Genomic DNA, 19,946 nt, shown 5'->3' on the forward strand with positions numbered 1-19,946 from the left:
TCACCCGAGGGGTGCACTTCAATAGGTGACAACCTCGTGCCGAACGGGTTGTGATGGTCTGCAATGTCCTCTGTTCCAGATCGAAGTATCCAAGACCATAGCGCATGAAGCTCAAGAGCCAAATGCCATCGTCGAACTCCTTGACGCCGAGCCTTTGTCCGGCGAGCACGGTGGCGATCTTCTTCCTGTGCATGCAGATGCGGCCGGAGGCGGGACGAATCTGTTCACCTTCGGGACGAGCCTGCGCTTTCTGCGATTGATGAATCTGAATCATGACGGCATGCGGATTTTGCCGCCTAATCGATCGCCGGCGTCGTCGCTATTCTATTTACACATTCGCAATACTGCCGCGCATGCCGAGGAATGAGCATGGCCAGGCAGCCCCGCGACAAGTCAAGACGATCAAGGAGACAGGCATGAGCAAACAGATCGGAATTGAGAGCACGGCTGAACCGCAGTCCAGTGTCGACTTTGGCCGGCGTGACGTCCTGAAGCTGACCGGCGCCGGCGTTGCCGCGCTCGGTGCGGCGTCGCTGTTCAACATCCCCTTCGCAAAGGCTCAAGACATGTCAAACGGCGCAAACAATTTCTACACCAGCGATCAGGTGACGCTCGAAAAGGTGGCCTTCAAAAGCCAATACAAGATGAACGTCGCGGGCAATCTGTTCTTTCCCAACAACCTCGATCGCAATGCGCGCCATCCGGCGCTCGTCGTCGGGCATCCGATGGGTGCGGTGAAGGAGCAGAGCGCAAATCTTTACGCCACCAAGATGGCCGAACAGGGCTTCGTCGCCATGTCCATCGACCTGCCGTTCTGGGGCGAAAGCGAGGGCGAGGCCCGCCAGATCGTTTCGCCTGACGTCTATGCCGAAGCGTTCAGCGCCGCGGTCGATTTCTTGGGCACGCGGCCATTCGTCGACAGAAACCGCATCGGCGCGATCGGCGTCTGCGGCAGCGGCAGTTTCGTCATCAGCGCGGCCAAGATCGACCCGCGGATGCGCGCCGTCGCGACCGTCAGCATGTACGATATGGGGGCCGCCAACCGCAACGCGCTCAATCATTCGCTGAGCGTCAAGCAGCGCAAGGAGATCATTGCTGCAGCTGCCGAGCGGCGCTGGGCCGAGTTTGAAGGCGGCGCGGTCGAATATACCAGCGGCACGGTGCATGAGTTGACCGCCGACACCCATCCGATCCAGCGGGAGTTCTATGACTTCTACCGCACGCCGCGGGGTGAATTCACGCCCGCAAGCGCAAACCCGCAGATCACCACGCATCCGACGCTGACCAGCAACGTCAAGTTCATGAATTTTTACCCGTTCAACGACATCGAGACGATCTCGCCGCGCCCGATGCTGTTCATCGCGGGCGATCAGGCTCACTCCCGCGAGTTCAGCGAGGATGCCTACAAGCGAGCGGCCGAGCCAAAGGAGCTTGTGTGGGTTTCCGGCGCCGGGCACGTCGATCTCTACGATCGCGTCGACCTGATCCCGTTCGACAAGCTGACCAGCTTCTTCAATCAGCACCTCTCCGCGTGAGCGGCGAGGTGGAGCCTGCGCCGGAGGGCGCAGGCTCCATCAGCATAGATCGGGAGATACGACGGCATGCTGAAACTATTACTGAGCTCCGCTGTTATCGCACTCGGAATGGTTGGACCTGCCATGGCTCAAGAGCGCATTCGCATTTCTTCGGATTGGGGCGAGGTCACAGCCGATCTCGCCGATAACGAAGCAGCAAAATCTCTGGCGCAGATGCTGCCGCTCACGATCGAGATGTCCGACCATCTCCGTCAGGAAAAGACCGGCAATCTGCCTTCCGCCTTGCCCGAGCTGGCGCGGCAACGCGACTTCTCTGTCGGCACGCTTGGACTCTGGAGTTCCGATCATTTCGTGATCTACTATCGGAGCGGTCGCGTCCCGTCACCTGGCATCATTGTGCTCGGGCAGGTCACTGGCGACGTCTCGATCTTTGATCGTCCCGGTCCCGTCACTGTCCGAGTTGAACGCGCCGACTGAACCTGCGCAACCCGCTCGTAGCTGGTTGCCGGGCGAGCGGCGCGAATTGCATGAGCTGCCGCAAAATCAGGTCTCTGTATTCGCTTTCGATTTATTCGGTATAATCGAGTTCTGGCTATCAGAAGGATACATGAGTGCCGCGGCAGAATGTCAACGATCTGCTTGCGTTCCTTGCTGTTGCTCGGGAGCGTAGCTTTACGCGCGCCGCAGCCCGGTTCGGCATATCGCAATCGGCGCTAAGCCACACTATCCGTCAACTCGAAGCTCGCCTTGGCGTTCGCCTGCTCACACGCACGACGCGCGCGGTGGCCCCCACGGAAGCGGGAGAGAGGCTTTTGCAGCGAATTGAGCCTCACTTTGACCAGATCGAAGTCGAGGTCGATGCCCTGAACGAATTGAGAGAAAAGCCCGCCGGAACCATCCGGCTCTCAGCGCCTGACTATGCTATCAGCAGCGTCCTTTGGCCCAAGTTGAAACGCTTTCTCCCAAAATATCCCGACATCAGGGTCGAGCTCCTGCTCGACAACGGCCTCACCGACATCGTGACGGAGCGCTATGACGCCGGGATCCGCATGGGCGAGCAGCTTGCGAAAGACATGATCTCCGCTCGCATCGGACCGGATTTCCGGTTCGCGGTCGTCGGCGAAAAGTCCTACTTTGCCGAGCATCCCGAGCCGGAGAAGCCGCAGGATCTCGTGCAGCACAATTGCATCAATTACCGTTTTCCAACGTCCGGGGCTCTTTATGTGTGGGAGTTCGAGGAGAACGGCCGCGAGATCAAGATTCGCGTCGATGGACAGCTCGTCTTCAATAACATCTTTCATGTCCTGGACGCTGCGCTCGCCGGCCGCGGCCTTGGCTATGTTCCAGAAGAAATTGCCCTTCCTCACATCGCGAAAGGTCGGCTGGCCCGGGTTCTGGAAGGTTGGTCGCCATATTGGGATGGCTACCATCTCTATTATCCGAGCCGCCGGCACTTGCCACTGAAAGCCAGGCAACGAGGGCGACGACAACCGTCTGTACATCATGGCTCGCAAGAGGACGTGACCGGCCGAGGTTGCCATGTCTCAGTTAGGGCTGCTGTATTGCCGCAAGCTTCCAGTCGCCGCCGTTCTGGCGCGTGAAGGTCCACAGTTCGGTTGTTTCCGTCGGCCGATCGGCTTCGCCGGCGACGATCTTGCCGCTGGCGCGATCGCGCATTACGTCATGAGACTCGTAGCGCAAGGCAGCCGTCGCGTAGTCGCGATCGTCTTCCCGCCAGCTCTCCGCAATATCGGCCTCCAACAGGCTGACGTTCGAGACCTCGTTCCTGACGCCGTTTTTGGCATTGTCGGCAAGCTCCTCGGACAAGTATGACACCATCTCGGGGGTCGCCAGCCGGCGCAAGCCAGCATGATCTTCGCGCCCGAACGCTTCCTGAACCTCCGTCAGCCGCTGCTGGAATATGTCGAGGTCGGCCTGCGTCATTGTAATTTCATCGGACGCTGGAGCTGTCCGGCCAAATCCAGACCCAATGCCTGGAATGGGGAAAGACGAGACGTTGTCGGCGTCGGGCTGGGCTGCCGCGTTTCGCCCAAAGTTCCCCATGCTCCGCGGAACACCGGCCATGGCGGGCGCCTGGTTGCGTGCCGATAGCGACCGGAAAAAGCGGATGATCAGCATGATCGCGCCGCCGATCAGCAGCCCTTGAAGCAGCAGCCCCAAGATGCCGGCCAAGCCGCCGAACCCTTGGCCCAAAAGAAGTCCTATCAGACCGCCGAGCAACAGCCCGCGCATCATCGAACCGCCGAGGCCGTTGAACAACCCTGGCCTCTGGGATGCCGGCGCCTGGCGGGCCGCACTGTTCGTTACGGTGTTGGGCGTCATCGAGCGCTCGACCGGCGCGGCCGGCTGTGGCGCCGTCCTGGTCGGCGGGACCGACTGGAAAGTGCGCGTGCCGCGGCTGCCGAAGCTGCCGCCACGCCGCGCCTCAGCGTAATCGGCCGTGACCATGGAGAATGCCAGGAACAGTCCTGCAAACAAAACTGCAAACCGGCTCGAACGCGAAATCATCATGGCAAATCCCTAGGCGATACTCTTCGCGCTCATATGGGGTGCGCCGATCGAAATATCAGTGGCCCACCTTCCGTATTCGGCCATTGAGGAGAATTCGCGGATCGCCTCGACTCCAGACACGGCCGCTGACGTGATCCTTCTGGCACCTTGTGCGTTGTCGCCTTTGGGCACGCCGAGGGAGACGAACGGTGTTTGCAGGTTTCAGAGCCAACAGCTTGCGACTGGACGACACGACCATTTTCGCAAGGGTCGGCGGAACCGGTCCGCCGCTGCTGCTGCTTCATGGTTTTCCCGAAACGCATCTGATGTGGAGGGATATCGCCGTGGCCTTGGCGCCCCGCTTTACGGTGGTCGCCGCCGATCTTCGAGGCTATGGGCAAAGCGGCTGCCCGGTCTCCTCTGCCGATCATAGTCCATACGCCAAACGCGCCATGGCCGGCGACATGGTTCAAGCCATGAAGCAGCTGGGATTTGAGCAGTTCATGGTTGCTGGACACGACCGTGGCGGGCGGGTCGCCTATCGTCTGGCGCTCGACCATCCCGATGAAATCTCCAAAGTCGCTGTCCTCGACGTCATCCCCACCGCCACCGCGTGGGATAGGGCGGACGCCAGACTGGCTCTCGGCTTCTGGCCCTGGAGCCTTCTCGCGCAACCGGAGCCGCTGCCGGAGCGACTGATAGGCGCAGCGCCCGATGCCATAGTCGACAATGCGATTGTGCAGTGGGGGTCGCCGGCAGAAATGTTCTCTGCAGAGGTCAGGGACGCCTATGTCAAGGCGCTTCGCGATCCCGTTCATATTCATGCGATTTGCGAAGAGTATCGGGCCGCTGCCACGATCGATCGTGAACATGATGCGCTGGACCAGGCAAATGGTCGTCGCATCGAGTGTCCGCTGCTGGCACTGTGGAGCAGCGAAGGCGGCCTCAATACCTGGTATGCGGGGGAAGGTGGGCCGCTGGCTATTTGGAGGAAATGGGCCGACGGAGTTGAAGGAGGTCCCGTTCCGGGCGGGCACTTCTTTCCAGAAGAGCACCCTCACCAGACCGCCGCGGCTCTCTCGAAATTCTTCGAGGATAATAGGGGGTAAATAGGGGGAATGACGCCTAGGGCAGAGTATTGTAGAGCTTCACATGCTTCAATTATGCAGTACCTCGGGAACGCTTGGGATCGAGGATCTCTCTGGTATTCGCCCGTCAGGCGTCAAATCTGCTTGATAAAAAAATGAAAGCCATCTCGCCAGCCACGCCTCTGATATGCAGCCTCGTATTTATCGGAAGTTGCGCATCGCCCTTCCACACATCCTTTGATGCCGCGAAATACGACAGAATGAGCTGCGTCGAACTCAACGTGGCCATGGGCGAAGTCGCCAAGGAGATGTCGGCGACAGCGATCACCCGGGGCAAAGTCGCGAAAACCAATATTCCGGACTGGCTATGGGGCGCCCGGCATGTCGCCACTACCGTCACTGCCCGCCAGAGCGCGAGAATCGAGCGCTTGCGGCAACAGCAGGCTGCGATCGCGGCGGTGAGACGACGCAAGTGCTGATTGCGGCGCCTGAGTGAGCCTGCAAGCCGAAGGTCGGAAAAAAGATCAATTTCGTCGACATGGCATCGGAGCCGAGCCTCGACGCCCCATGAATTCGATCATCCTCACCGCCACGGCTTCAGTCTCGGCGACACGGCCAAACCGAGGAAAACGAGAACGGCCTGGTTGAGGCGCAGGATGTCCGCGTCGTCTAACCGTCCGATATTTGCGCCGATCTTGGATTTCGGGACCGTGGTGATCTTGTCCACCATCATTCGGCAGACGGCGAGCAGCCCGTTCCGCTCGTTCGGTTCGATGGCCAGACGGAACAATGGCGCGTCCGTCTCGTCGGTCGTGCAGCCGCAGATGGTAATCGAATCCGTCGCATCGAAACTGTCATCCTGGATGATGACGACAGGACGCGGTTTGCCGGCGTAATCCTTGCCGCCGGCGACCGTCCAGATATCGCCACGCTTCATTCATCACCCCAATCCGATATCGCGTCGATGAACGCCTGATCCTCGCGTGCATGGGCGCTTGCCGCGACCGCTAGTGACTGGCGATGCGCTTCCGAACGGAAGCCCGGCGCACGCACGTCCGGCACCCAGATCTGTATCGGGCGCAGACCTTGCCGGCGCAGACGTTCACGATGTTCCCGCACCTTCATGCCCGAGGACTTAGGCTTCGATGCCGAGGCCATGACGATTCTCCCTGCTAGTGGTTACATGTAACCTATTGCAGAGGGCGAGCTTTGACCAGTCCTCATCGGAAAGCCCGCACCGGGCTACGACAACGGCTGTGACTTGCTGCTATTGCGTGCCTTGTTATTGGCTTCAGCCGTTCGATGAAGCTTCCCTTGCGGATATGCCGTTCGCGGATCGCCTGCAGCCGGCGGGCGAAGTCGCCAATCGTCCCCCGCTCCTCGCCAATCGCCTTGAGGTCGAGCAGAAGACCGGCGGCCGTATCATAGCCGGAAGCGTTGCGGCGCTCGATTTCGGTCTCCACCTCGCGCCACACGGTTTCGCCGCGCCGCATGATCGCATCGAGCCGGTCGCGGCGAGCGCGTAGCTCTTCCGCCTCCCGCCGTTTCCTTTCAGCCTCCCGCCGCTCGCTTTGCTCGCGCTCGCGAGCCTCGCGGATCGCATCGGCACGGGCGCGCAATTCGCCGACCGAGCGCGGAGCGACGGCGGGTCGAGCCGCCGAGGCTTGCAACGCCTGGCGATCCCGAACGAGCGCCCTAAGCTCACTCGCCACATGCGGATCGCCCTCGGCCAGTCGAGCAAGCAGCGTCGTTTTTTCATGATCAGGCAAATCGGCAACGGAACGACGGATGACATCCGATGACAATGGGTCCCCCGCCGTCGTGCCAGCGGGACGTTCGGCCGCCGCCTCGACGAGATCGGCATCGAGACGGAAGAACCGCGCGAATGCGTCGAGCGCGCCAGTCATCGGGCCGATCCCCGGCAACGGCTCCGCCTCGTCCGGCTCGATAGAACCGGCCTCGACCGCCATCAGCCACAGCAGATAGAAAAGCCTCAGGTCGCCGCCAAGCACGTCGGCGCGCAGCGGCGCCAGCGCTGCGAGCCAGTCCGATTCGTCGTCCCAATAGTCCTCGGGCTCCAGTTCCTCGCACAGGATGTCGACGATCAAATTTTCACCCGCTGTCGTGACATCGACGCAATCGACCGAGTGGAGAAATCCGTCGAGACGCCGCCGATCGACCAGCCGCTTCGGCAGACGGATCATCAGGCGGTACGTGCCCCAATTGGCCAGATAGAGATGGAGATCGAAGCAGCGCTCCATCAACTGGACCGGGTCGCCTTTGAAGTCGCCCCACTCGTAGGAATTCGTGAAGCTCGTGGCGGTGATCCGCGCTCGTATCGACAAATCGCGCAAGACCCGGCGATCCGCTTCGCCGAGCGGACGGTCGACCGCCTGAAACTCGTAATACTGGTATTCGCTCATGACCGCTTTCGCTTGGCTCTGTAATGGCCGACACCGACACCGCAAGCAGACCGGCGATAGTGATTCAGACTGGATGCAGAATACCGTCCGTTTCGAGAATGCGAAGCGCCTCGACGAGCGTCTCGCCGGCGTAAAGCCGCCATCATTTACCCGTGAGCCGCATCCAGTAGATATCGAATTGATCTGGCCCCACGCGATCGATTCTGGCGAAAGCCGCGTTGAACTCCTCGCCGCGATTGTGTTCCATGCCCGACCGGTAGCGCTGGACGAGGAGGGAATCGACTATCCGGAAGGCAGCACTTGCCCCGACTGCCCGTACTGGGCACGGCGAGATCGTTGGACCGGCGAGCTCGGTAAGAACTGATGCCCGACAGGTGGATTAGTGGGCTATAGCGCAGATGAAGGACACTTCATCCCGCACGGTCCATCGTCAGTGTAATGGATAACCTCAGACCGACACCCCGGATTGGTGCGCAGCGATTGCGCCGAGGAAGATCTCGCCGAATTCCCTGAGCTTGGCGGCACCGACGCCGTTGACTGCGGCGAAGGCGTCGAGGTCGCGCGGGCAGCGTTCGGCCATATCGATCAGCGTACGATCGGAGAAGATCACGAAGGCCGGCACCTGGCGCTCCCGGGCGAGACGCAGCCGAACCACCTTGAGCGTGGCCAAAAGCGCGGTATCCAGGTCTTGCGTGCCCGCGGCAGTATTCGGGGTGGGACGAGTCTTGCCGCGCGATGCACGGTGCCGCACCTCTACGCGATACCGGAACGGGACCTCGCCACGGGCCAGCTCACGACCCTTTTCGGCGATGGCAAGGCCGCCATGGCCGCCTGAGTCCAAAGTCAGAAACCCTCCCGCGACGAGTTGGCGGACGAGCGACAGCCAGACATCCTTCTTGTGCGCCACACCGGTCCCGAAGCTGGCCAGCCTGTGGTGGTTCCTGGCCAGAACCTTCTCGGTTTCATTGCCGAGCAGAACATCGACGATTTGGGCAGCACCGAAGCGCTCGCCGGTTTGTGCGATGGCAGCGAAGACGATCCGTGCCTCCGCCTCGCCATCCGCATGCGGCGTCTGGTCAAGGCAGTTGTCGCAATTGCCGCAAGGCATTGCTGATTCGCCGAAGTAGCCAAGCAGGATCTGGCGACGGCACTGGGCCGTTTCGCAATAGCCGATCAGCGTATCGAGCCGGCCATGCGCGCGCCGTTTATGCTCCGCCGGCGCGTCCTCGTCGTCGATGAAAAGCCGCCGCATGCGGATATCGCCGAGACCGAAGAGCATATGTGCCTCGGCAGCCCGCCCGTCGCGGCCCGCGCGGCCGATTTCCTGATAATAGGCTTCGAGGCTGCCCGGCAGGTCGGTATGGAAGACATAGGCGACGTCAGGCTTGTCGATCCCCATGCCGAAGGCGATGGTCGCCACCATCACGACACCGGACAAGGTCATGAATGCGTTTTGATTCGCTTCACGCGCGTCCTTGCTCATGCCGGCATGATAGGCCAGGGCGCGCACGCCGTTCCGGTCGAGGAACGCCGCCGTCTCTTCCGTCTTCTTGCGCGACAGGCAATAGACGATCCCGCTGCGGCCGGCATGGCGCTGCACGAAGCTCAGCAATTGGCGCTTGCTGTCCTGCTTGGCCTCGATGCCGAGCTTTATGTTCGGTCGGTCGAAACCCAGCACCAGGGTTTCGACGCGCCCGGCGAACAGCTGTGCGGCGATATCGGTGCGCGTCGCCTCGTCCGCTGTCGCCGTCAGCGCAATGATCGGCACATCAGGGAAAATATCGCGCAGCCGCGACAACTCTTCATATTCGCGCCGGAACGCCGGGCCCCATTGGGAGATGCAATGCGCCTCGTCGACAGCGATCAGCCGGATATCGAGCCTGGCCAGCGCCTCGAGCATCCGCGTCGTCATCAGCCGTTCCGGCGCAAGATAGAGCAGGCGCGTCTGGCCCGCCGCAACGCGGCGCCAGGCGGCGACATTGGCATCGCGGTCGAGTGAGGAATTGATCGTATCGGCCGCCACGCCGGCAAGACGCAATGCGGCGACCTGGTCCTGCATCAGCGCCACCAGGGGCGAAACGACAATGGTGAGCCCGCCCAGGACCAGCGCCGGGACCTGATAGCAGAGCGATTTGCCAGCGCCGGTCGGCATGACAGCCAGCACATGACGCCCGGCCAGCAGCGCCTCCGTCACAGCGTCCTGGCCGGGACGAAAATCATCGAAGCCGAACACGTCCTTCAGGACGCGCCGCTTGGGATCCTCCGCCCGGACGCTCGCCGCCGATCCCTGCATCAAGGAATTTCTATGATCGGCGCCGCCCGAAAAGTGAGCGGGCTCAGGGACTGCGACGACATCTCCCTGGCGAATCGCCAGGTGACTGCCTGGACAGCCGATTCGAACATTAAACGCCCCTCAAGTCCTGTCTCCGTCCGCACCGTCTGAAAGGATATCCCTCTCATTGGCGGATATGCGAGCGTGATTCCAGCCTCTATTCGCTTTGACTGTGGATATCGCACGCCGGCTCGGGCCGATTAATCCGATCTTCACCATGATTCGGCAGGCTGAGGTTCTGCGGTGATGTTTTGAGTACCGCGGCGCCACAAGCGCCCAGGCAACACGCCCGCGTCTCTCCGGAGGCGCGGGCTTTTCGTTTCCGGGATGTGCTTGAAGGAAGCGACAGGCGATCCTGCTCTTCGGGCCGGACACACGCGGCAATGACCTGCGTTCGCTCGCCCTCAGTCGATAAAATCGGCGCGGTGCGGTGTGAAACTGTCGACGAGGCGGCCGGCCTCGAGCGCCTTGACGCCGTGGATCAGGTTGGAAGGGACAATGAAGCTGCTTCCCGTTTCCAGGACCTCGGTCCTGCCGTCGATGGTGACCTCGAAGCGGCCTTCGGCGACGTAGCTCGCCTGAACATGCGGGTGCGAATGCAGCGCACCGACACCGCCCTTGTCGAAACCAAACTCGACCATCATCAATTCGTCCGTGTGCAGCAGCACACGCCTGCGATTGCCATCCGGGGTCGGCGTCCATGCGCCCTCGCCGGCGTGCGCAAAGATCTTCGTTCCGGTCATCGCCAAATCCTCGTCATGGCATGCTCCTCATCGCGCCAGCCAGCCGCCGTCCACCGGCACCACTGCGCCATGCATGTAGTTTGACGCCGGCGCCAGCAGGAAGACGGCCGCGTCGCCGATGTCTTCCGGCTCGCCCCAGCGCCCGGCCGGAATGCGCGCCAGAATGGCCGTGCTGCGGTCTGGATCGGCACGCAGCGCCTCGGTGTTGTTGGTTTCGATATAGCCGGGCGCAATGCTGTTGACGTTGATGCCTTTCGACGCCCATTCGCAGGCGAGCAACCGGGTGATGCCGAGCACGCCGTGTTTCGAGGCCGTGTAGGAGGCGACGCGGATGCCGCCCTGGAAGCTCAGCACGGATGCAATGTTGACGATCTTGCCGCGCCGTCCGGGATCGGCAAGCACGCGTCGGGCGAAGCACTGGCTGAGAAAAAAGACCGTCTTCAGATTGACGTCTATGACATCGTCCCAATCGGCTTCCGCCAGATCGACGGCGTCGGCGCGCCGGATGATGCCGGCATTGTTGACCAACCCGTCGAGCGGCCCGGTTTCGTCCCAGATGCGATCGAGCATCGCCTGGGCGGCAGCATGATCGGCAAGGTCGCAGCGCACCGCCTCGAAGCGTCCGCCCGCCGCATCGATCTTTTGCGCCGTCTCGTCCATCGCCGAACGGCCGACGCCGACCACCGCACCACCGGCGCGCGCGATCGACAGGGCGATGCCTTGGCCGATGCCGGTGTTGGCGCCGGTGACGAGGATGCGTTTGCCGGTCAGGCTGAAAGCCGAGAGGTCGCTCACCGCAGCTCTTCCATCGCTACCGGATCGACATCGGTATAGTCGACATTGTCGCCGGCCATCGCCCAGATGAAGGCGTAGTTGGAGGTGCCGGCGCCCGAATGGATCGACCACCCCGGCGACAGCACTGCTTCTTCATTGCGCATGACGAGATGGCGTGTCTCGTCCGGCTCGCCCATGAAGTGGAACACGCGCGCCGTCTCCGGCAGGTCGAAATAGAGGTAGGCCTCCATGCGCCGGTCATGCACATGGCACGGCATGGTGTTCCAGACCGAGCCTGACGCAAGCTGGGTCATGCCGACGACGAGCTGGCAGGTTTTCACGCCTCCGGAATGGATGAACTGGAAGATCGAGCGTTCGTTGCAGGTCGCCTGGCTGCCGAGATCGAGCCGCTTGGCATCGCCGATGCGGATCAGCTGGCTTGGATGGCTCTGATGCGCCGGCGCGCTGAGCAGATAGAACTTGGCCGGCTCGGCTGGATTGGCTGAGGCGAACGACGCCTCGTTGGCGCCCATGCCGAGATACAGCATGTCGCGCGGCTGCAGCTCGTATGACTGGCCGCTCGCCTGCACGATGCCGGCGTCACCGATATTGACGGCGATCATTTCGCGGCGATCGAGAAAATTCTTTGTCCCGGTCGGCTTGATCGCCTGCAGCGGAAGCGGTGTCCCGGCAGGCATGGCGCCGCCGACGATCATGCGGTCGTAATGCGTGTAGGTCAGGCCGATGCGGCCGGGCTGGAACAGGCCTTCGATCAGGAAATTGTGACGGAGCTCGTCCGTCCCCATCGCCGCAGCAGTGACAGGGTCGATGGCGAAGCGCGAGGTGAAGTCCGTGTGGTTTTCAGTGTGATTCATTGCTGTCCCATTGGGCTGCCTCATTGATCATTCGGTTGCCGCGGCCTTGACCGAATCGGCATAAAAAATCTGACGTGCATGCAGGCGCTCACGGTAGCGTTGCTGGCTGGCGGTGAGATGGGCGCGCATGGCCTCGCGAGCGGCCTCGGCATCGCCTGTCGTAATGGCGTTCAGGATCACCAGATGCTCGCCTTGCAGCCCACGCTGATAGGCGTCGGACTGGGCGAGTTCGGTGGACCACGGCGACGTCACGTCGCAAGGAATGGCGCGCCGGCCGAGCACGTCGAGCATCTCGACATAGAACGGATTGTTGGTGGCGCTGGCGATCGCGCGGTGGAAGGCAAGGTCGGCCGGACCTGTCGGCTCGCTGTTCAAGAGCAGCCGCTCGAACTCGAAGAACGCCTCCTGGATCGCTGCTTCCTGCGCGGCGTTGCGACGGATAGCGGCGAGACCGGCGGATTCGATCTCGATCGCCAACCTGACTTCGAGCACGTTGAGGGCGATCGAATCCTTGCTGCCCATGTCCGCGGCCAGCGTGCCGAACATCGTCGAGATGTGCTCGGTGACGAAGACCCCGGCGCCCTGGCGCGGCTCGACCAGACCATCGGCGGCAAGCTTGGCCAGCGCTTCGCGGATGACGGTGCGGCTGACCCCGAAGGTTTCGGTCAGCTGGCCCTCGGTCGGCAGCTTTTGGCCCGGCTGGATCTCGCCCGCCTGCAACTGCTTGCGGATCGCCGCGACCACGGTCTCCGACAGCTTGGGCTTGCGTTCGATCTTCAGGCTGATCGCCGTATCCGATGCCATTGCCAACCCCTATTTGAAGACGCTCGGCAGCCACAGCGAGATGGCCGGGATATAAGTGACGAGCCCCAGCACCAGGAGGCCGGCCCCATAGAACGGCCAGATCGAGCGCATCGCTTCCCAGACGGATATCTTGCCCACTGCGCACGCCACGAACTGCACCGCGCCAACCGGCGGCGTGTTCAGCCCGATGCCGAAGTTGAGGATCATGATGACGCCGAAATGCACCGGATCGACGCCGTAGGCCTGCGCCACGGGCAGGAAGATCGGCGTGCAAATGATGATCGTCGGCCCCATGTCCATGAACGTGCCGAGGAACAGCATCAAGAGGTTGAGCAGGAGAAGCACGACCAGCGGATCTTCCGAGATCGCGTTCATCGAGGCTATCAGCGCTGCCGGCACCTTCAGGAAGGCCATCAACCACGAGAACGCCGCCGCCATGCCGATGATGAGCAGCACCATGGCCGTAGTGCGCACGGCACCATGGGTGGCATGAACGAAACCTTCCCAAGTCATCTGCCGGTAAACCAGGACAGTAACGAGCAACGCATAGATGACGGCGATGCAGGAACTCTCGGTGGCCGTGAAAACGCCCGATCGCACGCCGCCGAAGATGATCGCGATCAGCAGCAGGCCGGGCACCGCGACAGCGAAGAGATGCGCGACGGCGGCGAAGCCCGGAAACGGCTCGGTCGGATAGCCGCGGGAGCGCGCCACGAAATAGGCGGTGATCATCAGTGCGAGAGCCAATAGCAGGCCCGGGATGATGCCGGCGGTGAACAGGTCGGCGATGGAGATCTTTCCGCCTGCCGAGATCGAGTAGATGATCATGTTGTGCGACGGCGGCAGGAGCAGCGCGATCAGCGCCGCCATCGAGGTGACGTTGACCGCGTAATCCGCTCCATATCCACGCGCCTTCATCTGCGGGATCATCAAGCCGCCTACGGCCGCTGCCTCCGCCACCGCGGAGCCGGAAATGCCGCCGAACAGTGTAGCGGTTGCGATGTTGACCTGCCCGAGGCCGCCACGCATGTGGCCGACGAGCGAGCCGGCGAAGGCAACGATCTTACTGGCGATGCCGCCGCGCACCATCAAGTCGCCGGCGTAGATGAAAAACGGAATGGCCAGCAGCGAAAAGACGCTCATGCCGGAATTCAGGCGCTGGAACACGATGAGCGGCGGCAGGCCCATGTAGAGGACGGTGGCAAAGCTTGCGACGCCGAGGCAGAAAGCGATCGGCGTGCCGATAAGCATCAGAACGGTGAAGACGCCAAAGAGTATCCAGAGTTCCATGGCGTCAGACCTTCACGTTGGCTGTGTCGAGTTCGGCTGCGACTTCCGCCGGCGGCAGTTCATCGAGCGCGTCGTCGATCGGCGCACCGGAGAGTCGAAGCACGATGCGCTCCAGCGTGAAGAGCACGATGAGCGCGCCTCCCGCGACAAGCGGGACGTAGTCCCAGCCTCCGGATATGCCGAGCGACGGCAAGGTGGCGCCCCAGGTCAATGCGACCAGCTGGCTGCCGTACCAGATCATGCCGATGCCGAAGGCGAGCGCGACGAGGTCCGAGATCATTCTCAGCCAACGCTTGCCGCCTTTCGGCAGCACGTAGAGCAGGACGTCGAAGCCGAGGTGATAGTTCTCGCGCACCCCGACCGCAGCGCCGAGGAAAATGAACCAGCTCATCAGCATCACCGAGCCCTGCTCGGTCCAGCTCGGCGAGCGGTTCAGAACATAGCGGCCGAACACCTGCCAGGCGACGAAGGCGGTCATCAGCACCAGCCCGACGCCGGCAATCCACAGCGCCGCCGTGCTGACACGCGACATCACCCGCGCGATGCCGGACAGGGGCGGTCTCTGTTCTGAGCTGGAGGTCACCGGTTCTCTCCGCAAGAGGATGGCGGCGCGGAATGCCCGCGCCGCCGCTTGATCACTGTACGGCCTTGATGGCCTCGACCATCGCCTTCAGCTTGTCGTCCTTGACGTGCTTTTCGTAGACCGGGCCCATCGCGTCGATGAAGGGCTGCTTGTCCGGCGTCGTGATCTGCGAACCGGCCGCTTCGACCTTGGCACGCGATTCCTTGACCTTGGCGGCCCACAGCTCACGCTGCTTAGCGACGCTTTCCTTGGCGGCCGCCTTGAAGATCGCCTGGTCTTCCGGCGTCAGCTTGTCCCAGCTCGACTTCGCCATGACGAAGGCTTCCGGCACCATCGTGTGCTCGTCAAGCGAATAGAACTTGGCGACTTCCGCATGCTTGGCGGTGTCGTAGCTCGGAAAATTGTTCTCCGCGCCGTCGATGACCCCGGTCTCGATCGCCGAATACACCTCGCCATACGGCATCGGCGTCGCGTTGGCGCCGAGTGCCGCCACCATGTCGACGAAGATGTCGGACTGGATGACGCGGAACTTCATGCCGGCCATATCGGCTACAGAGTTGATCGGCTTCTTCGAATTGTAGAAGGAGCGCGCGCCGCCGTCATAAAAGGCGAGCAGCACCAGCCCGACCTGTTCGAACGCCGCCGCGATCTGGTCGCCGACCGGTCCGTCCATGACCTTGTGCATATGGTCTTCCGAGCGGAAGATGTAGGGCAGCGAGGGCACGGTGGTTTCGGGGATGAGTCCGTTGAACGGCGCCATCGAGACGCGGTTTAGGTCGATCACGCCGGAACGCACCTGCTCGATCGTGTCCTTTTCCTCGCCGAGCTGCGCGGAATGATAGACATCGACCGAATAGCGGCCGGCCGTGCGCTCCTTCACAAGCTCGCCGAAATATTTGACCGCCTCGACCGTCGGATAGCCGTCCGGGTGCGTGTCGGACGAGCGCAGAACCGTCTGGGCGCTTGCCGTTCCGGCCATCAGTGCGGCGGCAAGTAGCGTAGCTCCCGCCAGTCTAGAAAAATGCAGCATTGGTTTCCTCCCGTTTGAACGATGGCGGCAAGCGCCGTTAGATCCGGTACGCCTTTTTTGCGAGCGTATAGGCAAGTTCCTGCGCCAGCTCGTGCGCCTCGTCCTCGCGGAGCCGGTGCTCGGCGACGAGACGCGCAAGAAAGGCGCAATCGACCCGACGCGCCACATCGTGGCGAGCCGGGATGGATGGAAAGGCGCGGGTGTCGTCATTGAAGCCGACGGTGTTGTAGAAGCCTGCTGTCTCGGTGGTCATCTCGCGGAACCGGCGCATGCCCTCCGGGCTGTCGTGGAACCACCAGGCCGGCCCGATCTTCAGTGCCGGGTAGACGCCGGCGAGCGGCGCCAGTTCGCGCGCATAGCTGGTCTCGTCGAGCGTGAAGAGGATGATGGTAAGGTCGCGCTCCAGGCCGACGCAATCGAGCAGCGGCTTCAGCGCCGTCACATAGTCGGTTCTGGTCGGGATATCGAAACCCTTGTCTCTGCCGAATTTCTGGAAGACGGAAGGCGAATGATTGCGCCAGGAGCCGGGATGTATCTGCAGGACCAGCCCGTCGTCGCGGCTCATCTTAGCCATTTCGGTCAGCATCTGGGCGCGAAACAGTTTTCGCTCACGCTCGTCGTCCGAGCCTCGGCGGATGCGGTTGAACAGTTCCTGCGCGGCGGCATCCGACAGATTGGCGGTCTCCGCTGTCGGATGGCCGTGATCCGACGCGGTCGCGCCGAAACTTTTGAAGAAGGCCCTTCTCTGGCGATGCGCATCGAGATAGCCGGCCCAGGTGCCGGTGTCGCAGCCGGTGATGTCGCCGAGCCGATCGAGATTGGCCGAAAAGCCTTCGAAATCGGGATCGACGATGGCGTCCGGCCGATAGGCGGTGACGACGCGGCCCTCCCAGCCGCTGTCGCGGATCATCTGGTGCCATCTGAGATCGTCGAGCGCGCCTTCGGTCGTCGCGATGACCTCAATGTTGAAGCGCTCGAACAGCGCTCGCGGGCGAAAATTCTCCCACTGCAGCAAGGTCGAGATCGTGTCGTAATGGCGGTCGGCGGTTGCGGTCGTCAGCGGCTCTTCGATGCCGAACAGATGGGCAAGCACATGATCGAACCACAGCCGCGTCGGTGTACCGCGGAACAGATAATAGTGCTCGGCGAAGCGCCGCCAGATCGTCCTGCCGTCGGTCTCCACCGGTGAGCCGTCGAGCGTTGGCACACCAAGGTCCTCGAGCCGGACGCCCTGGCTGAACAGCATACGGAAGATGTAATGGTCCGGCACAACAAGCAATTGCGCCGGATCGGGAAATGCCTCGTTGAGCGCATACCAGCGCGGATCGGTGTGGCCGTGCGGGCTGACGATCGGCAGTTCCTTGACAGCTGCGTAGAGATCGCGGGCAAGCGAACGCGGATGCGCCTCCGAGGGAAACAGCAAATCCGGATCGGTCAGTACGGCCACATCAATCCTCCCAATCCGGCATCGGTAGGATCGGAAAGAAATAATGTCAACATACAAAAAATAGATTGTTGTATGATGACTTTTACGCAACGTCAGCCCATTGTGCGGGAACGAAACGGATGTTACGCCGCATGCCGGCCACGCCCGGCACGAGCTCGATCAGACCCATCGCACGATGACAGACAGACGCCTTTCCAACAGCACGCGGCAGGCATTGCCGGCCTCGGTCGCGGTCCCCGGATACGACCGCAACCGCGTCGTACCCGGCATCGTCCATCTCGGCGTCGGCGCATTCCACCGCGCCCATCAGGCAGCCTATGTCGACGACTGCCTGGCGGCGGGAGAGATGGATTGGGGCATTGTCGGCGTCTCGCTGCGCAGCGCCGACACACGCGACGCGCTGGCGCCGCAGGACGGGCTCTACACGCTGGCGGTCAGGAGCAGCGACAGCGAAAGCCTGCGCGTCGTCGGCTCGATCCTGTCGATGCTAGTGGCCCCGGAAGATCCGGGTGCGGTGCTGGCCGCGCTGACTGATCCGCGCACCTCCATCGTCACACTGACGATCACCGAAAAAGCCTATCTCAGGGCGGCGGGTGGCGGACTGGACACGGCCCATCCCGACATCGTCCACGATTTGGCCAACCCGCAAATACCGCGAACGGCGCATGGTTTTCTGGCCGAATCGCTTGCGCGGCGCCGCGCCGCCGGTATCCAGCCATTCACCGTGCTGTGCTGCGACAATCTCCCGGCCAATGGCGCCACGCTGCACCGGCTGCTGGTCGAATTCGCCGCTTTGCGCGGCACCGATCTTGCCCGCCATATCGCCGACGAGGTGGCGTTTCCGTCGAGCATGGTGGATCGCATCGTGCCGGCGACCACCGATGCCGACCGGGCACGGATATCAGGCCAGCTCGGCGTCGACGACGCCTGGCCTGTCATGACCGAGCCGTTCTGCCAATGGGTGATCGAAGACGATTTCCCGGCGGGCAGGCCGGCCTGGGAAAGGTTCGGCGTCACCATGGTCGGTGATGTCGGGCCGTTCGAGGACATGAAGCTGCGCCTGCTCAACGGCTCGCATTCGGCTATCGCCTATCTTGGCCTGCTCAGTGGCCATGAGACGGTCGACCGCGCCTTCGCCGATCCGGCGATCCGGCAATTCGTCGACGGATTGTGGGCCGAGGCGATCACGACGCTGCCGAAGGACGCCGGGCTCGACACGTCCGACTACACGGCCCAACTCGCCAAGCGCTATTCGAACACCGCGCTTGCCCATCGGACGGCGCAGATCGCCAATGATGGCAGCCAAAAACTGCCGCAGCGCATCGTTGCCTCGGCCATGGAGCGGATGAGTGCCGGTGCCCCGCCCGCGTATCTGATGCTGGTGGTAGCCGCCTGGATCGCCGCTTGCGAGACGCGCGGCAAATCCTTGCCGGAAAGCCACTTCACCGACCCGCTCGACTTGGCCCTGGCCGCACTCGACACTCGGCATCTGTCGGCTGACGAAGCGGTGGCGGCGGTGTTCGACCTGGCCGGCTTCGCCAAGGGCGGTGCTGAGCGCCTGACGCTGATCGACCTCGCGGCCGCGCATCTCGAACGCCTGCGGCAGGGCGGTGTGGCTGCTGCTTTCACAGCCCTGGGCATACAGAGTGAATGACTGTTGGGCGGACCTGACACTGATCCGGATCAGGGCTTGCGATGCAGAAACTTTGACGTTGGCGGGACAGCGCCCCCCTCTGTTCTGCCGGACATCTCCCCTACAGGTGGGGAGATTGGCCGTCATCCCGGCTTTCGCCGATCTCCAAAGCCGCAGGAATAGGTAGTGCGCCCAAGCTGCCAATCTCCCCCTTGAGGGACCCTTGAGGGGGAGATGTCGGGCAGGACAAAGGGGGGGCGCGAAGGATCGCGACGGAACGGCTTTTATTCTGCGCCGTCGTACTCTTTGGCTGATCTCATGGCATAAATTCCAGGGGTACGCTCCGCTTCGCCCTAGAAGACGAGGGATAGCCTCTATGCCGGCAGGATGGCGCCTTCGAGTGTGGTGAGTTGGCTAAGGAACTGCTCGGCCTTGCTGCGCGTCTGGTCGTCCTTGGCGTCGGCGACGTCTTCCCTGGCTTCCTGGATACGGCGGGCCAGGTCGGCGCGGTCGATGTCGCCGACGGCTACCGCCGATTCTGCCAGCAACGTGCAGCCGGCCGGAACGATGTCGGCGAAGCCGCCGAACACGACGTAGCGTTCTTCCTCGCCTGCCGCGGTCTTCACCGTGACGACGCCCGGCTGGATCGTGGTCATGACTGGCGCGTGATGTGCCATCACGGTCATCTCACCTTCGGCGCCCGGAATGACGACGGATTCGACCTGCTCGGAAACCAGCAGGCGCTCCGGCGAGACCAGTTCGAATTTGAAAGATTCAGGCATGATCTATTTAGTGAGTGGTCAATAGTGAATAGTAAGTAGTGAAGGGCAAAACGCCCAAACCCGTACTTACTATTCTCTACTCACTACTCACTACTC

General features: G+C 62.4%; 21 protein-coding genes and 1 pseudogene. 7 read left to right on the top strand and 15 right to left on the bottom strand.

Features of this window, described 5'->3' with window-relative positions:
- Nucleotides 1-208: pseudogene (locus tag BQ8482_RS27330) on the bottom strand (transposase); the annotation flags it as partial.
- Nucleotides 209-416: 208 nt separating this feature from the next.
- On the opposite strand from BQ8482_RS27330, the gene BQ8482_RS27340 reads away from it, so the two are divergent.
- The 3 genes from BQ8482_RS27340 (at nucleotide 417) to BQ8482_RS27350 (ending at nucleotide 3,136) form a co-directional block, all read left to right on the top strand.
- Nucleotides 417-1,535 carry an alpha/beta hydrolase gene (locus BQ8482_RS27340; protein WP_123150480.1) on the top strand — a complete coding sequence of 373 codons (1,119 nt, stop codon included), beginning with the start codon at nucleotides 417-419 and terminating at the stop codon, nucleotides 1,533-1,535.
- 123 nt (nucleotides 1,536-1,658) lie between these two features.
- Nucleotides 1,659-2,012 carry a cyclophilin-like fold protein gene (locus tag BQ8482_RS27345; RefSeq protein WP_244602993.1) on the top strand — a complete coding sequence of 118 codons (354 nt, stop codon included), beginning with the start codon at nucleotides 1,659-1,661 and terminating at the stop codon, nucleotides 2,010-2,012.
- A 134-nt stretch (nucleotides 2,013-2,146) separates the two neighbouring features.
- On the top strand, nucleotides 2,147-3,136 hold the full coding sequence (locus BQ8482_RS27350) for a LysR family transcriptional regulator (protein ID WP_123150458.1): 990 nt from the start codon (nucleotides 2,147-2,149) through the stop codon (nucleotides 3,134-3,136).
- Here the strand turns inward: BQ8482_RS27350 and BQ8482_RS27355 are convergent.
- Complete coding sequence (locus tag BQ8482_RS27355) at nucleotides 3,084-4,064, bottom strand: Tim44 domain-containing protein (RefSeq protein ID WP_123150481.1); 981 nt, start codon at nucleotides 4,062-4,064, stop codon at nucleotides 3,084-3,086. The two genes, BQ8482_RS27350 and BQ8482_RS27355, sit on opposite strands and share 53 nt — an antisense overlap.
- Before the next feature lie 191 nt (nucleotides 4,065-4,255).
- Between BQ8482_RS27355 and BQ8482_RS27360 the strand changes: the two genes are divergently transcribed.
- Together BQ8482_RS27360 and BQ8482_RS27365 are read left to right on the top strand one after the other, a co-directional pair.
- Nucleotides 4,256-5,155, top strand: coding sequence for an alpha/beta fold hydrolase (locus BQ8482_RS27360; protein WP_123150459.1), 900 nt, complete (start codon nucleotides 4,256-4,258; stop codon nucleotides 5,153-5,155).
- Nucleotides 5,156-5,289: 134 nt separating this feature from the next.
- Entirely contained in the window at nucleotides 5,290-5,613 is a 324-nt protein-coding gene (locus BQ8482_RS27365; protein WP_123150460.1) for a hypothetical protein, read from the top strand.
- A gap of 104 nt (nucleotides 5,614-5,717) precedes the next feature.
- Here BQ8482_RS27365 and BQ8482_RS27370 read toward each other — a convergent pair whose 3' ends face one another.
- From BQ8482_RS27370 to BQ8482_RS27380, 3 genes are all read right to left on the bottom strand, one after another.
- The gene (locus BQ8482_RS27370; protein WP_123150461.1) at nucleotides 5,718-6,071 is read right to left on the bottom strand and encodes a type II toxin-antitoxin system PemK/MazF family toxin; all 354 of its coding nucleotides are present in this window, start codon (nucleotides 6,069-6,071) and stop codon (nucleotides 5,718-5,720) included.
- The gene (locus BQ8482_RS27375) at nucleotides 6,068-6,292 is read right to left on the bottom strand and encodes an antitoxin MazE family protein (RefSeq protein WP_165848737.1); all 225 of its coding nucleotides are present in this window, start codon (nucleotides 6,290-6,292) and stop codon (nucleotides 6,068-6,070) included. Before BQ8482_RS27375 ends, BQ8482_RS27370 begins: the two co-directional genes overlap by 4 nt.
- Nucleotides 6,293-6,354: 62 nt before the next feature.
- A complete protein-coding gene (locus BQ8482_RS27380; protein ID WP_244602994.1) occupies nucleotides 6,355-7,557 on the bottom strand; it encodes a hypothetical protein in 1,203 nt (400 codons plus the stop codon).
- Between the two features lie 73 nt (nucleotides 7,558-7,630).
- Here BQ8482_RS27380 and BQ8482_RS38355 point away from each other — a divergent pair, with 73 nt between their 5' ends.
- Nucleotides 7,631-7,921 carry a hypothetical protein gene (locus BQ8482_RS38355; RefSeq protein ID WP_165848736.1) on the top strand — a complete coding sequence of 97 codons (291 nt, stop codon included), beginning with the start codon at nucleotides 7,631-7,633 and terminating at the stop codon, nucleotides 7,919-7,921.
- An 84-nt stretch (nucleotides 7,922-8,005) separates the two neighbouring features.
- Here the strand turns inward: BQ8482_RS38355 and recQ are convergent, their stop codons facing one another.
- The 9 genes from recQ to uxaC form a co-directional block, all read right to left on the bottom strand.
- Complete coding sequence (gene recQ, locus BQ8482_RS27390; RefSeq protein WP_123150463.1) at nucleotides 8,006-9,850, bottom strand: DNA helicase RecQ; 1,845 nt, start codon at nucleotides 9,848-9,850, stop codon at nucleotides 8,006-8,008.
- A gap of 443 nt (nucleotides 9,851-10,293) precedes the next feature.
- A complete protein-coding gene (locus BQ8482_RS27395) occupies nucleotides 10,294-10,632 on the bottom strand; it encodes a cupin domain-containing protein (protein WP_123150464.1) in 339 nt (112 codons plus the stop codon).
- A 27-nt stretch (nucleotides 10,633-10,659) separates the two neighbouring features.
- Nucleotides 10,660-11,427, bottom strand: coding sequence for a 2-dehydro-3-deoxy-D-gluconate 5-dehydrogenase KduD (kduD, locus tag BQ8482_RS27400; protein ID WP_123150465.1), 768 nt, complete (start codon nucleotides 11,425-11,427; stop codon nucleotides 10,660-10,662).
- The gene (gene kduI / locus BQ8482_RS27405; protein WP_123150466.1) at nucleotides 11,424-12,281 is read right to left on the bottom strand and encodes a 5-dehydro-4-deoxy-D-glucuronate isomerase; all 858 of its coding nucleotides are present in this window, start codon (nucleotides 12,279-12,281) and stop codon (nucleotides 11,424-11,426) included. Before kduI ends, kduD begins: the two co-directional genes overlap by 4 nt.
- Nucleotides 12,282-12,308: 27 nt before the next feature.
- The gene (locus BQ8482_RS27410; protein ID WP_123150467.1) at nucleotides 12,309-13,085 is read right to left on the bottom strand and encodes a FadR/GntR family transcriptional regulator; all 777 of its coding nucleotides are present in this window, start codon (nucleotides 13,083-13,085) and stop codon (nucleotides 12,309-12,311) included.
- Nucleotides 13,086-13,094: 9 nt separating this feature from the next.
- On the bottom strand, nucleotides 13,095-14,375 hold the full coding sequence (locus tag BQ8482_RS27415) for a TRAP transporter large permease (RefSeq protein WP_095495456.1): 1,281 nt from the start codon (nucleotides 14,373-14,375) through the stop codon (nucleotides 13,095-13,097).
- 4 nt (nucleotides 14,376-14,379) lie between these two features.
- The gene (locus BQ8482_RS27420; RefSeq protein ID WP_029349033.1) at nucleotides 14,380-14,907 is read right to left on the bottom strand and encodes a TRAP transporter small permease; all 528 of its coding nucleotides are present in this window, start codon (nucleotides 14,905-14,907) and stop codon (nucleotides 14,380-14,382) included.
- Between the two features lie 103 nt (nucleotides 14,908-15,010).
- Nucleotides 15,011-15,988 (bottom strand): TRAP transporter substrate-binding protein, encoded by a 978-nt coding sequence (locus tag BQ8482_RS27425; RefSeq protein WP_123150468.1) that lies wholly within the window; start codon nucleotides 15,986-15,988, stop codon nucleotides 15,011-15,013.
- A 37-nt stretch (nucleotides 15,989-16,025) separates the two neighbouring features.
- Nucleotides 16,026-17,435 carry a glucuronate isomerase gene (uxaC, locus tag BQ8482_RS27430; protein ID WP_123150469.1) on the bottom strand — a complete coding sequence of 470 codons (1,410 nt, stop codon included), beginning with the start codon at nucleotides 17,433-17,435 and terminating at the stop codon, nucleotides 16,026-16,028.
- 175 nt (nucleotides 17,436-17,610) lie between these two features.
- Between uxaC and BQ8482_RS27435 the strand changes: the two genes are divergently transcribed.
- Nucleotides 17,611-19,089, top strand: coding sequence for a mannitol dehydrogenase family protein (locus BQ8482_RS27435; RefSeq protein WP_123150482.1), 1,479 nt, complete (start codon nucleotides 17,611-17,613; stop codon nucleotides 19,087-19,089).
- Between the two features lie 353 nt (nucleotides 19,090-19,442).
- Here the strand turns inward: BQ8482_RS27435 and BQ8482_RS27440 are convergent, their stop codons facing one another.
- On the bottom strand, nucleotides 19,443-19,850 hold the full coding sequence (locus BQ8482_RS27440; RefSeq protein ID WP_123150470.1) for a F0F1 ATP synthase subunit epsilon: 408 nt from the start codon (nucleotides 19,848-19,850) through the stop codon (nucleotides 19,443-19,445).
- Nucleotides 19,851-19,946 lie beyond the last annotated feature (96 nt).

Source organism: Mesorhizobium delmotii (genome assembly GCF_900149755.1).
GTDB lineage: Bacteria > Pseudomonadota > Alphaproteobacteria > Rhizobiales > Rhizobiaceae > Mesorhizobium > Mesorhizobium delmotii.